This is a genomic window from Halomarina pelagica, from assembly GCF_024228315.1.
Taxonomy (GTDB): domain Archaea; phylum Halobacteriota; class Halobacteria; order Halobacteriales; family Haloarculaceae; genus Halomarina; species Halomarina pelagica.
The window spans coordinates 1,071,452-1,084,536 of record NZ_CP100454.1; the positions used below are offsets into that span (position 1 = coordinate 1,071,452).

The 13,085-nt window shown below is 68.3% G+C and carries 13 protein-coding genes; 9 read left to right on the plus strand and 4 right to left on the minus strand.

The features are described from left to right. Window positions 1–51 precede the first annotated feature (51 nt). Together NKI68_RS05675 and NKI68_RS05680 are read right to left on the minus strand one after the other, a co-directional pair. On the minus strand, window positions 52–1,182 hold the full coding sequence (locus NKI68_RS05675) for an archaeosine biosynthesis radical SAM protein RaSEA (protein ID WP_254545737.1): 1,131 nt from the start codon (window positions 1,180–1,182) through the stop codon (window positions 52–54). After that, the gene (locus NKI68_RS05680; RefSeq protein ID WP_254545738.1) at window positions 1,182–1,619 is read right to left on the minus strand and encodes a VanZ family protein; all 438 of its coding nucleotides are present in this window, start codon (window positions 1,617–1,619) and stop codon (window positions 1,182–1,184) included. The genes NKI68_RS05675 and NKI68_RS05680 overlap by 1 nt, the downstream gene beginning before the upstream one ends. Before the next feature lie 410 nt (window positions 1,620–2,029). Here NKI68_RS05680 and NKI68_RS05685 point away from each other — a divergent pair, with 410 nt between their 5' ends. Then, a complete protein-coding gene (locus NKI68_RS05685) occupies window positions 2,030–3,964 on the plus strand; it encodes an aldehyde ferredoxin oxidoreductase family protein (protein WP_254545739.1) in 1,935 nt (644 codons plus the stop codon). 139 nt (window positions 3,965–4,103) lie between these two features. Here NKI68_RS05685 and NKI68_RS05690 read toward each other — a convergent pair whose 3' ends face one another. Together NKI68_RS05690 and NKI68_RS05695 are read right to left on the minus strand one after the other, a co-directional pair. Beyond that, window positions 4,104–4,511: a hypothetical protein gene (locus tag NKI68_RS05690; RefSeq protein WP_254545740.1), complete on the minus strand. Its 408-nt coding sequence runs from the start codon at window positions 4,509–4,511 to the stop codon at window positions 4,104–4,106. A gap of 1 nt (window position 4,512) precedes the next feature. Then, window positions 4,513–4,773 (minus strand): AbrB/MazE/SpoVT family DNA-binding domain-containing protein, encoded by a 261-nt coding sequence (locus NKI68_RS05695; RefSeq protein ID WP_254545741.1) that lies wholly within the window; start codon window positions 4,771–4,773, stop codon window positions 4,513–4,515. A 167-nt stretch (window positions 4,774–4,940) separates the two neighbouring features. Here NKI68_RS05695 and thyX point away from each other — a divergent pair, with 167 nt between their 5' ends. The 8 genes from thyX to NKI68_RS05735 all read left to right on the plus strand — a co-directional run bounded on the left by thyX (window position 4,941) and on the right by NKI68_RS05735 (window position 13,015). Further along, window positions 4,941–5,684: an FAD-dependent thymidylate synthase gene (thyX, locus tag NKI68_RS05700; protein WP_254545742.1), complete on the plus strand. Its 744-nt coding sequence runs from the start codon at window positions 4,941–4,943 to the stop codon at window positions 5,682–5,684. A gap of 213 nt (window positions 5,685–5,897) precedes the next feature. After that, window positions 5,898–6,419 carry a plastocyanin/azurin family copper-binding protein gene (locus tag NKI68_RS05705; protein WP_254545743.1) on the plus strand — a complete coding sequence of 174 codons (522 nt, stop codon included), beginning with the start codon at window positions 5,898–5,900 and terminating at the stop codon, window positions 6,417–6,419. Window position 6,420: 1 nt separating this feature from the next. Continuing rightward, a complete protein-coding gene (nosZ, locus tag NKI68_RS05710) occupies window positions 6,421–8,433 on the plus strand; it encodes a TAT-dependent nitrous-oxide reductase (protein ID WP_254545744.1) in 2,013 nt (670 codons plus the stop codon). 4 nt (window positions 8,434–8,437) lie between these two features. Continuing rightward, window positions 8,438–9,196: a hypothetical protein gene (locus NKI68_RS05715; RefSeq protein WP_254545745.1), complete on the plus strand. Its 759-nt coding sequence runs from the start codon at window positions 8,438–8,440 to the stop codon at window positions 9,194–9,196. A 7-nt stretch (window positions 9,197–9,203) separates the two neighbouring features. Next, complete coding sequence (gene nosD, locus NKI68_RS05720; RefSeq protein WP_254545746.1) at window positions 9,204–10,589, plus strand: nitrous oxide reductase family maturation protein NosD; 1,386 nt, start codon at window positions 9,204–9,206, stop codon at window positions 10,587–10,589. Beyond that, complete coding sequence (locus NKI68_RS05725) at window positions 10,570–11,502, plus strand: ABC transporter ATP-binding protein (protein WP_254545747.1); 933 nt, start codon at window positions 10,570–10,572, stop codon at window positions 11,500–11,502. The genes nosD and NKI68_RS05725 overlap by 20 nt, the downstream gene beginning before the upstream one ends. Then, a complete protein-coding gene (locus NKI68_RS05730; RefSeq protein ID WP_254545748.1) occupies window positions 11,499–12,389 on the plus strand; it encodes an ABC transporter permease in 891 nt (296 codons plus the stop codon). Before NKI68_RS05725 ends, NKI68_RS05730 begins: the two co-directional genes overlap by 4 nt. Window positions 12,390–12,391: 2 nt before the next feature. After that, entirely contained in the window at window positions 12,392–13,015 is a 624-nt protein-coding gene (locus tag NKI68_RS05735) for a nitrous oxide reductase accessory protein NosL (RefSeq protein WP_254545749.1), read from the plus strand. Window positions 13,016–13,085 lie beyond the last annotated feature (70 nt).

Genomic DNA, 13,085 nt, shown 5'->3' on the forward strand with positions numbered 1-13,085 from the left:
TTAACTGTGCGTCCCTCTCACGAGTCGTGGTATCGAGTGGCGTGCGCAGCGTCACCGCACGAGCGGCGCGCCGTAGCTCCGCTCGCGGTCGAGGACGGCCTCCCAGGTCGTCCGGCACTCGCAGGACACCTGCTCGAAGACGGACGGGTCCTGCCGGAGGTCGAAGTCCTTGACGGCGGTCTGAACGCGGTCGTCGCACTCCCCGCAGTTGTGCGGGCCGCGGTCGCTCCCGTGGCCGACGGGGTCGGAGACGACGATCCCGTCCACGTCCGCGGTCTCCCGGAGGACCTCCGCGACCGACCAGAGCCACGGCGGGCGGTACCCGCCGGCGTGATACAGCTCCTCGACCATGGTGTAGCGCTGGACGTTCGTCGGGTTCATGGAGACGGTGTGACAGCCGTCGACCGCGGCGCAGCGCCGGATCGAGCGCGTCATGTCCTCGATGGCCTCGCGTTCCGTGAGGAAGGGCGGTTTCATCAGGAGGTACGCCTTCACGCCCGCGCTCGCGGCCTCGGGATGATCCTCGGACGCGGACTCGAAACCGGCGTCGGACTCGCTCGCGGCCACCGCCTCGGCGCAGGCCGCCTCGAAGTCGGCGAAGTCGAAGTACTTGTTCACGCAGTCGTGGCGGACGCGGTCGGTGGCGGTCTCGAGGCCGATGGCGACGTCGGTGTCCAGGCCGCGTTCGGTGAAGTCGCGCAGCCTCTCGCGGTCGACGAAGTCGGGCAGGGACTCGAGGACGATCCGCTCGCGGTCGGCGAACGTCTCGGCGACGGCGGCTCGCGTCTCGGCGGGCACCTCGCGCTCGTCGAGGAACGACCCGGAGGTGTAGATCTTGACGAGTTCCGACGGCTCGTCGGCGTTCTCCCGTTCGTGGTCCAGGCAGGCCTCGACCTGCGCCATCAGGTCCTCGTGGGCGACGGTGCCGCCCTCGACGGACTCCGCGACGTAGCCGCACATCGTACAGCCCCCGGCGCGCGCCCAGCGGCAGCCGCCCGTGTTGAGGATGATCGTGAGCGACCGGTAGACCCCGCTCGGCGTGTTGTCCTCGTCGAGCCAGACGCGGGTCGGCTCGCGCGGGTCGTACGTGCGCCGGTTGCGCGACCGGATCTCGCGCATCACCGCGTTGTGCGCGTCCATCCCGCGACCCCGCTCGTAGACCTCGGGGTTCGGTGTACTCATCACCCCTCGCTATCCGACGCGCCCGTAAAACCTCCGCGGTCGGCGGGGAGCGGGGCGATCCGCGTCAGCGCGCTCCACGCGACCGCTCCGATCGCCGCCCCGACGGCGTTGGCGAGCGCGTCCGCGGTGTCGAACGCGCGCAGCGGGAGGAACGCCTGCACCACCTCGATCCCCGCGCCGTAGGCGACGGCGAGCGCGCCGGCGAGCGCGAGCGAGCGGGGGGTCCGCGCCACGAGCGCGTAGGCGACCAGGAGGGCCATCGCCGCGTAGGTGAGCGCGTGGAGCCACTTGTCGAACCCGACGAGACCGAGGGGACCGCCGGGCGGAAGCCCGCCCGCGGGCGGATCGACCGTGCTCGCGGCGAGGACGTACCCCGCCCAGAGGACGACGAGCGCGTACCGGGCGCGCGCGGACGCGAGCGGAAGTCGGGGGGACATGGATGGAGGTACGCCCGTCGTCCGATAAGTAGGTCGGAACGCACCGTCGAGGGGCGGAACGCCGTTCGCCACGTCCCCGACGGCCAGTCACGGACGTTCGGTGTGGCGTCCACGTGTCGCGATTTCGGCGGCGGAGCGGTCCGCCGGCGAGTCGATTCCCCCGGTGACTCGGAACGCAATCGATGGGGGTTACTGTCCTTCGACCGTCCTCTCTCGTCCCCCGCCGACGCCGATCCGACCCGGCTCCGGCTACCTCGTTCCGCCTCGCCGACGTTCGAGCGTCCGAGAGCGCGCGCGCCGGAACATGTTCGAATGCGTGCGCGTTTCCGCGAGGGGTAACTGATTCTGGTTTCGCCGAGGTGTGAAGTTCTAACACCGTCGGGGGCCTACTGTAACTGTCAGATATTACCATGACTGAACTCGGCGGCTTCCAAGACCACGTAGCGCGCGTCGACCTCTCGTCGGGCGACGTGAACTACGAGAGCATAGACGAGGAGGACGCGAAGAACTTCATCGGGGCGCGCGGCCTCGGCGTGAAGTACGTCTTCGACCAGGGGCCGGACGTGGACCCGCTCGGGCCGGAGAACCTGCTCGCGTTCACGAACGGTCCCCTCACGGGGACGCAGGTGGTGATGAGCGGGCGCATCGCCGTCTGCACGAAATCACCGCTCACCGGCACCGTGACGGACTCCCACCACGGGGGTTGGTCCGGTGCGCGCCTGAAGTGGGCCGGCTTCGACGGCCTGCTGTTCGAGGGGCAGGCCGAAGAGCCCGTCTACGCCGTCGTCGAGGACGGCGAGGTCGAACTCCGCGACGCGTCTCATCTGTGGGGCAAGGGCGTCCACGAGACCCGCGATCAGATCGAGGAGGAGGTCGAGGGGTCCTACGGCAAGAACCTCTCGATCATGGCCATCGGTCCGGGCGGCGAGAACCTGGTGCGATACGCCTGCATCGTAAACGAGGACGACCGCGCCTCGGGACGCGGCGGCACGGGCTGCGTGATGGGCTCGAAGAACCTGAAGGCGGTCGTGGTGAAGTCCACGACGAAGATGCCGAAGCCGGCGGACCCGGAGACCTTCCGTACGGGCCACCAGCAGGCCATGCAGGTCATCCAGGAGTCGGAGGTCACCGCGCCCAACGAGGGCGGCCTCTCGCTCTACGGCACCAACGTCCTCATGAACGTCACCGAGGAGATGGACGGCCTCCCGGTGAAGAACGCGAAGTACACCTCGACGCACAGCTACGAGGAGGCCGAGGGCGTCGAGATCGACGCCGAACACGTCTCCGGGGAGAACGTCCGCGAGAACATCCTCGTGGACGAGCCGACCTGTCACTCCTGTCCGGTCGCCTGCAAGAAGGAAGTCGAGGTCTCCACCAGCCACAAGGGCGAGGACATGAACGTCCGGATGGAGTCCTACGAGTACGAGTCGGCGTACGCGCTCGGCCCGAACTCCGGGCACGACGACCGCGACCGGATCGCGGTCATGATCGACCAGTGTAACGACCTCGGGATGGACACCATCGAGGCGGGGAACATCCTCGCCATGGCGATGGAGATGACCGAGGAGGGCAAGCTCGACGAACTCGGCGAGGGGATCGACTGGGGCGACGTCGAGGCGATGATCGACCTCATCGACGCTATCGGCCACCGCGACGGCGACCTCGCGGACCACCTCGCGGGCGGCGCGAACCACCTCTCCGAGGAGTTCGGCGCGCGGGAGAACTCCCTCGACGTGAAGGGCCAGACCATCCCGGCGTACGACCCGCGCTGCATGAAGGGCATGGGGATCGGGTACGCCACCTCGAACCGCGGGGCGTGTCACCTGCGCGGGTACACGCCGGCGGCGGAGATCCTCGGCATCCCCGAGAAGGTCGATCCCTACGAGTGGCGCGGCAAGGGCGAACTCTGCGCCACCTTCCAGGACATGCACGCGATCAGCGACTCGTTCGACATCTGCAAGTTCAACGCCTTCGCGGAGGGCGTCGAGGAGTACGTCCTGCAGTACAACGGCATGACCGGCCTCGACGTGAGCGAGGAGGAACTCATGCAGGCCGGCGAGCGCGTCTACAACCTCGAACGGTACTACAACAACCTCAACGGCTTCGACGCCGACGACGACTCCCTGCCCGCGCGCTTCCTGGAGGGTGAAGGAGGCATCCCCGGTCAGGGCGCGAGCGAGGGGCAGTACTGCGAACTCGAGGAGATGAAAGAGGAGTACTACGACCACCGCGGCTGGGTCGACGGCGTGGTCAGCGAGGAGAAACTCGAGGAACTCGGCATCGACTTCGGCCCCGGAACCGGCGTCAGCCTGAACGACAGCAGCCCCGCCCCGGCGGACGACTGAGTCGGTTCACAATTCGGTATTCTATTTCGAACTCGGTATACGGCACGTCGCCGTCGTCGGCGTCGATCACTGGCTGGTTCACTCTCCCGCCGAGGTTGCCTCTGGGGGAATGCTCTTTCAGACTAGCGACATCGGCGTTTCAGTCCCAGACCGTGGGAACGCCTGCGTCCCGGATGCCCCCGTCGGTCGTGATCACCGCGTCGGTCCCCTGCTCCCGGTGGCTCGCCACGACGAGAGCGTCGTGGATGCTGAACTCCTCGATCACTTCGACGTATTCGACGAGTTCTCCCTCGCCACCGGGAGCCAACGATACGGGACCGTTCGCCAGCAGCGCCCGTCGCGCCGCTTCGGGCGTGCCGATCAACTGGACGCCACGGACGTCCTTGTCCCTGGAGATCGAGTAGAGGGCCTCGGCAAGCGCCGTACTCGGAGCCTGGATGACGGTCTCACCGGCTTCAGCCTCGGCGAACACCCGATCGGCGGGCTGTGGGAGGCAGTCTACGAGGTACACCAGGAGCGCGACCGCGTCGGCGGTGTACGTAACCACGTCAGGCTTCCTCGTAGTTGCGGTCACGGCGCTCACGGAGGCGGTGGCTCAACTCCTCTGCGACCTCTTCGCGCTTCTCCCGGGACGTATCGTCCGGCACGAGCAGGCCGCGAGCGCCGGTGCGCGTGCGCTTCTTCACGACGATCCCCTCGTCGGTGTCGATCCAGACGACCTCGTCGCCGGGGGTGAGGTCGTACTTCTCGCGAAGCTCCTTCGGGATGGTCGCCTGTCCCTTCTCGGTGACGCGCGTGCTCTTGCTCATACGTGGTAATACGCCCGGTAATACCAAAGCGTTGTGGAGGTTATCGACCTCGTCGCTGCTCTTCGCGCGTTCACTGTCCCGTTGAACCGTTGAGTAGCAGTGAACCGTCGAGTAGCGACCCGCCGCCGCGGGGAAAGCCCCTTGCCCGATCGACCGTCCGTCTCCGTATGAACGTTCGGCTGCTCGAAGCTACGGAGAACCCCGAGGAGGTCATCTGTCGCGCCGCCAGGAACGACTACATGAGCGCGTTCAACGCCGACATGTCCTTCGAGGAGACGATGGCGACGGTCGACGGCGACGACGTCGAGGCGAAGAAGCGGACGCTCATCGGGCACCTGCTCGACCACGGCCACTTCGGGCCGTTCGAGCACCCGTACGCGACGTTCGCCGTCGAGGGCATCAGCCGGTCGTGTATGGCGCAACTGACCCGCCACCGCCACGTCAGCTTCGACGTCCAGTCGATGCGATACGTCACCCTCGACGACGTCGACCCCGCCGACGTCGAGGCGGGCGAACTCGCGGTCGTCCCACCGTCCGCGAGTGACCCCGACTGGATCGGCCGTAACCAGAGGGGCGGGGCGGTCGACGAGGAAACGGTCGCACGGCGCGCGGCGGTGTTCGGCCGGTCGATTCGACGATCGGTCGAGGCGTATCGGGAACTCCTCGACCTCGGGATGCCCCCCGAGGACGCCCGGTTCGTCCTCCCGATCGGAACGGAGGTCAACGTCGTGATGACGATGAACGCGCGGATGCTGATGCACGTCGCGGACATGCGGGCGGCGGCCGACAGCCAGTGGGAGATCCGAGCGTTGACCGAGCGGGTGCTCGATCTCGCCGCCGAGTGGTGCCCCGTCACGTTCGACCACTACGACGAGCACGTGATGGGGCGGAAGAACAGGCTGGCCCCGTAGCGGTTCCCGGTCGGTCCTCGGCTTTCGATCTCTCCTCGTATATATAGTACTACCCTCTTCCCAGAATCTTGGACGCTGCTCACCGGTTCAAGGTCCCCGACGGGGTACGACGGAGTGTACGAGACACTCGACGAAGCTCGGGACGGCCTGGCCGCGCGAGCGGTGAGCGCTCGTCGCCGACGAACGGACAGACGACTCACAGGAACACCACACATGGCACGAACTCACACGCGACGGAACTGGTTGAAGACGATCGGCGCTGCGGGCGTCGCCGCGGGCACCCTCGGACTCGCTGGCTGTACGTCCGATCAGGGATCGGGCGGCGACGGTGGCGGCGATGGCGGCGGCAACGGTGACGGCGGCGGTAACGGTACCGACGGCGGCAACGGCAACGGCGGCGGTGGCGGCGGGACGAAGACCGTCGAGATGACGGACGACCTGAAGTTCGACCCCGGAGAGATCGAAGTCCCGGCCGGCACGACGGTCACCTGGAAGAACACCGGATCGATCGGTCACACGGTCACCGCGTACGAGGAGAAGATCCCGGAGGGCGCGGCGTACTTCGCGAGCGGCGGCTTCGACTCCGAACAGGCCGCGAAGGACGGCTACCCGGACAAGGGTAACGTCACTCAGGGCGGCACCTACGAGCACACGTTCGAGACGAAGGGCACCTACGAGTACTACTGCATCCCCCACGAGATGAACGGGATGGTCGGCACTGTGAAGGTGGTCTGACATGACTGCCGAATCCGGGACGCCGGCGAGCGACCCCGCCGACTCGGAGGGGTCGGCGGGATCGGAGTCGACGGACCCGCTCGGCGATCACGAGGCGCAGCTCGACGCGGTCCTCGCCGAGGTCGAGGAGCGCCCCGCCGACGGCGAGTCGGTCTCGCTCGCGCTCCCCCGTCTCGGGCTGAACCGTCGCGACTTCGTGAAAGCGGGGGTGGCGGCCGGTGCGATGGGTGCGCTGGCGGGGTGTTCCGGAGCCCTGAACGGCGGCGGGTCGACCGACACGTCCGGCGACGTTCCGGAGCACTTCGTCCCGCCGGGCGAACACGACGAGTACTACGGCTTCTGGTCGGGCGGGCACGCCGGCGACATCCGCGTCTACGGGCTCCCGTCGATGCGCGAGCTGACGCGCATCCCGGTGTTCACCCGAGAGCCGGCCAAGGGCTACGGGTTCGACGACGAGACGAGCGCGCTGCTCGACGAGGCCGGCGGCTACACGTGGGGGGACTCCCACCACCCGAACCTCTCGGAGACCGACGGGAAGTACGACGGGAAGTACCTGTTCGTCAACGACAAGGCCAACGGCCGCGTCGCGCGGGTGAACCTGAAGTACTTCGAGACGGACGCGATCACGAACGTTCCGAACGTCCAGTCGGTCCACGGCTGTTGCATCCAGAGTCCGGACACGGGCTACGTCTTCGCGAACAGCGAGTTCCGCACGCCCATTCCGAACGACGGTCGCGCGATCGACGACCCGTCGAAGTACGTCTCGGTGCTCAGCGCCCTCGATCCGGAGAGCATGGAGGTCCGCTGGCAGGTCCAGGTCGACGGCAACCTCGACATCATCGACACCGACAAGGACGGCCGCTGGGCGATCGCGTCGGCCTACAACGACGAGGAGGGCGTCGAGATCGAGGAGATGACGCGCGACGACCGCGACTACGTCAAGGCCTTCGACGTGCCGGCGATCCAGAAGGCCGTCGACGCCGGGAACGTAGAGGAGGTGAACGGGGTACCGATCGTCGACGGCCGTCGGAACAGTCCGCTGAACGAGGGTGACGATCCGCTCGTTCGGTACGTCCCGACGCCGAAGTCGCCCCACTGCGTCGAGGTGGAGCCGAACGGCAAGTACGCGATGGTCGCCGGGAAGCTCTCGCCGACGGTGTCGATCATCGACATAGAGAAGCTCGCCTCGGAGCCGGATCCGGCGAAGACCATCGTCGGCCAGCCGAAGGTCGGCCTCGGGCCGTTGCACACGACCTTCGACGACCGCGGGCAGGCGTACACGTCGCTGTTCATCGACTCGCAGGTCGTCAAGTGGGACATCGAGACGGCGGTCAACTCGCCGAAGAACTCCGAGGACGCCATCCTCGGCAAGATCGACGTCCACTACAACCCGGGGCACATCCAGGCGGTGCAGGCGATGTCGACCGAGCCGACCGGCGACTGGCTGGTCGTGCTGAACAAGCTCTCGAAGGACCGGTTCCTCCCGGTCGGGCCGATCTACCCCGACAACGACCAGCTCGTCTACATCGGGAACGACGAGGACGACGAGACCGGCGGGATGGAACTCGTCGCGGACCACCCGGTCTATCCCGAACCGCACGACGCGATATTCGCGACGAAGGACAAGATCACGCCGGCGAAGACGTGGGACAGGGCCGACTACGAGGGCGAGAAGGAGTACGTCACCGAGAAGAACTCCCGCGTCGAGCGCGTCGACGACACCACCGTCGAGGTGTACGCCTCGGTGAAGCGCAGCGAGTACGGCCTGCGCGACTTCACGGTCAAGCAGGGCGACGAGGTCACGGTCACGGTGACGAACATCGAGGGGAGCCAGGACATCGTCCACGGGTTCGCCATCCCGGAGTACGACGTGAACCTCGCGCTCGCGCCGCAAGATACCCGCCAGGTCACGTTCACGGCCGACAAGCCCGGCGTGTATTGGGTCTACTGCACGTACTTCTGCAGCGCGCTCCACCTGGAGATGCGCTCGCGGCTGCTCGTCGAGCCGAGGTAAGCGCATGCGCTACCGCCCGCCGAGCCTCGACGAGTTCGCCCAACTGCGCCGGGGGCTGCCGGTGCTGGCGGCGCTGCTGCTGCTGGCCGCGCCGCTCCTGCCGATGTGGGTGATCAACGTCCACGCGGTCCAGTATCCGACCGAGGTGCTCCGGCTGGAGCTGTACGCCTATCCGCACATCTCTGGCGACTACGTCGAGATGGCGAGGCTCAACAAGTACATCGGGTTCTACTACCCCGATCCGGTGTACTGGCGGCCCAACTACGAGGTCCACCCCCGCGCCGTCGACGTCCCGGAGTGGTCGTTCGGGCCGCTCGGGTTCGTCGCGGTGGCCGGCGCGGGCGCGTTCGTCGCGCTCGCACCGACGGTTCGGAAGCTCGAGCGCGGACTCACGTGGCAGTTGGTCGGGTCGATCACCGTGTTCACGGTGATGCTCGTGGACATCCAGTATCGGCTCTACCAGACCGGTCACGCCCTCGATCCGGACGCGCCCGTGATGGGGGTCGAGCCGTTCAAGCCGCCGCTCTGGGGTCGGTACGAGGTCGCCAACATCACCAGCTACTCGCGGCTCGGTGCCGGGGCGTACCTGACGATGCTCGCCATCGGGCTGCTCGTCGTGGCGTTCCACTACCGCGACAGCGACGCGACCGTCGCGTCGCTTCCGGGACGCGTCCGCAGTCGCGTCGCGGACATCGGAGCCCGCGTGACCGAACGATCGGCCGACGAAGCGGAGCCGTCGGTCCCGCCGACGGAGCGGGGATGACGCGGCGATGAACCGAACGACGGAGCGGTGGTTCGCGGTTGTCGCCGTCGCCGTGCTCGTCGCGTCCGGCGCGGCGGTCGCCGCGGGACCGACGCAGGCTCGATCGGGCGCGAACGTCGCGTTCGATCCTCCGGTTCCCGACGAGTACTCGTTCGACGAGCCCGCCGCCCCCGGGCGCGCCACCGTCGACGGTCGGTCGTTCGACTCGGTGCAGGAAGCCGTCGATTCGGCCGAGCCGGGCGATACGGTCCGGTTGCGGGGTCGGTTCGACGAGGACGTCGTCGTGAACGCGTCCAACCTCACGCTCGTCAGCGAACCGGGACAGCTCGCTCTCATCGACGGCACCGCCACCGGTGACGTGCTCACGCTCAACGGCGAGAACGTCACGGTTCGGCGCGTGTGGGTGCGTAACTCCGGATTCGACCCCGCCGGAAACGACGCGGGCATCTGGGTCAACGGTACGGGCGCGAGGATCGTCGACAGCCGCGTGACGGCGATCACGTTCGGGATCTGGATCGACGGCGTCGACGGCGTCGTGATCGAGAACAACACTATCGTCGGTCGCGAATCGGTCCGACCGCTGTCGTACCGCGGGAACGGCATCCAGGTGTGGAAGACGGAGGACTCGCTGATCGCCGACAACCGCATCACCGACGTTCGAGACGGCGTCTACTTCTCGTGGGCGTCGAACGTCACCGCCCGGAACAACGCGATGTGGGACCTGCGCTACGGCGTCCACTACATGTACTCCGACGACTGTCGCCTCGCGAACAACACCGCGTTCGACAACGACGTCGGCTACGCACTGATGCTCTCGGAGAACATTCGGGTCGCGAACAACACCGCGGTCAACAACACGGGGACGAGCGGCCACGGCATCCTCCTCAAGCGGATCGACCACTCCGTCGTCGAAGGCAACGAGGTCGTCGCCAACGGTAACGGACTGTACGTGTTCAACTCGGTGAACAACACGATCGCCGGGAACCTCGTCCTCGAAAACCGGGTTGGCATCTATCTCACCGCCGGCAGCGTCGACGAGCGCGTCTACGGGAACAGCTTCATCAACAACGGAAGAGCGGTGCGGGCTCTCGTCGGCGAACTGGCGACGTGGAACGCGAGCGACCGCGGCAACTACTGGTCGGACGCCCGCCGATCGGACGTGGATCACGACGGCGTCAACGAGATCCGCCACCGGCCGGCCGGCCTCGTCGACTATCTCGTCTATCAGCATCCACAGGCGACCGTCTTCGCGTCGAGTCCGGCGTTCGACGCCCTTCGGCGGGCGGAGAGCGCCTTCCCCGTCATCGACGCGCCGGGGGTCGTCGACTACCACCCGCTCGCCGACCCCCCACACGACGACTGGAGGCGATACTATGCACGCAATCGACGTTAGCGAGGTAACGAAGACGTACGGCGAGGTGACGGCGCTCGACGGCCTGTCGCTCACCGTCGATCGAGGGGCGACGTTCGGGCTCCTGGGCACTAACGGCGCGGGGAAGTCCACGCTGTTCAAACTGCTCGTCGGCCACACGACGCCGGACGCCGGATCGCTCGCCATCGGCGGCACCGACGTTACGACCGCGGGCGCGTCGATCAGACGCGACGTCGGCTACCTCCCCGAACACGCCGGGTTCCCGCCGACGCTCACCGGACGCGAAGTGCTCGCGTTCACCGCCCGGATGCGCGACCTCGCGGCCGCGGACGACCGCATCGCGAGCGTCCTCTCGGTGGTCGGACTCGAGGACGCCGCCGATCGACGCGTCGGGGGCTACTCCAACGGGATGACGCGGCGGCTCGGGCTCGCGACCGCGCTGCTCTCGCGGCCGAGGACCCTGCTCCTCGACGAACCGACGGCGGGACTCGATCCGCGCGGCGTGTCGGCGTTCCATCGCACCGTCCGGTACCTCGCCGACCGCGAGGACCTCACGGTCGTGCTCTCCTCGCACGTCCTGTCCGAGGTCGAGTCGCTCTGCGAGTCGGTCGCCGTCCTCCACGACGGCCGCCTGCTGACCGAGGGATCCGTCGCGGCGTTGAAACGGCGGGGGGACGCCGGGGTCGAGGTCCGCGTTCGCCTCCGGTCCCCCGACGACGTCGACGAGGCGCTCGCCGTGATCTCGGCGCACGACGTCGACGGCACGTCGACGACGGGGACCGCCCTGGAGATCGAGTGCGACCCGTCGACGGCGATCGACCTCGTCTCCGCGCTCGACGACGCGGTCGGGCTGGACGGGTACGAGGTTCGAGAGCCCGGTCTCGGGCGCGCGTTCGAACGTGCGCTCGCGACCGCCACGGGGGCGCGCGAATGACTCGCGAGGGATCCACCGAAGCCGACGGCGGCGTCGAGACGACGCACGGATCGGCGCTGGACCGGGAGGGATCGACCGGCGCGGGTACCGCGGCGCGGATCGCCACCGTGGCCCGACTGGAGTATCGACTCTCGCTCCGCAACCGGTGGGCGTTCGCGCTCACGGCGCTGTTCGGTCTCCTCGCGGGATTGCTCGCGGGGTTCGGCGGGTCGGGTCCGGGCCCCGTTCGCGTCGACGCCGTGATCGTGAGCCTCGCCTCCCTGGCGACGTACCTCGTCCCGCTCGCCGCGCTCGTCTACGGGTTCGACGCCGTCGTCGGTGCCGAGGAGAGCGGTTGGCTCGACATCGTGTTCGCGTTCCCCGTCCCCCGGTCGTGGGTCGTCGCCGGTACCGCGCTCGGGCGCGCGGCGACGCTCGCGGGCGCGACGGCCGTCGGCTTCGGCGTCGGCGGGGTCGTCCTGTTCGTTCGGGCCGGCACCGTCACGTGGTCGCTGTACGCGACCGTGTTGCTCGGCACCGTCGCGCTGGGCCTCGCGTTCCTCGCGATGAGCGTGCTCGTGTCGTCGGTCGCCGTCGAAAAGACCCACGCGCTGGGCGTCGCGCTCCTCGTCTGGGTCTGGTTCGTCTTCGGTCACGACCTCGTCGCGCTCGGCCTGGTGGCCTGGATCGAACTGCCCCCCGGCGTCCTCTCGGCGTTCGTCCTCGCGAACCCGGTCGACGTCTTCCGCGTGCTCGTCCTCTCGGGGATCGACTCGACCGGCGGCGGTATGGCGGCCGTCGTCGCGAACACGGACCTCTCGACCCCGGTGCTCGCGCTCGCCGCGCTCGCCTGGATCGTCGCGCCCGTGGCGGTCGCGGCGCGCGCGGTTCGACGGCGGAGCCTCTGACGATGCCCGAACACTCCCCGCCGACGATCGACGAACGCTCCGCGACCGCACCGGTCGGCCGTCGGGCCGTCCTCGGAGCGCTCGGTGCCGTCGGCGCGACGGCGATCGCCGGTTGTACCGGCGCGGGCGAGAGGCCGGCCGCGGACGTCCCCGAACCGGTCGATCTCTCGGGCGGTAAGACCGACGACGTGGGCGGCATGGTGATCGGCGAGCACTTCGGTCCGAACGGTCAGATCTTCTATCGGGATCACGCCCCGGCGGGACGCGACGGTCCCGCGTGGTTCATGTCGCTGACGGCGGGGCTGTTCCCGTACTACTTCGAGCGCGAGCGCCGCGGCTGGGAGGCGGTCGCAGTCTACGTCACCGATTACTCGGCGATCGACTACTCGCTCGTGAGCCGCGACGGGAGGACGTACCTCCCGAGTCTCACCGCGGCGGACACCTTCTCGCCCGCGCGCCGGGTGACGTACGTCGCGGGGAGCGCCGTGCTGGGCGGGATGGGGAAGGCGCTCGTTCCGTTCTCCGACCCGGCCGACGCCGACTCGTTCGCCGAGGAGCACGGCGGACGGACGGTCGCGTTCGAAGACGTCACGCAGGCGTGGCTCACCGACTACGTGCGGGGGTGATCGCCGACGGATCCTGGGGCCGTCCCCCCGGTCCGTCTGTCCCGCTCACGCGGAGGGTTCTTGCGCGTCG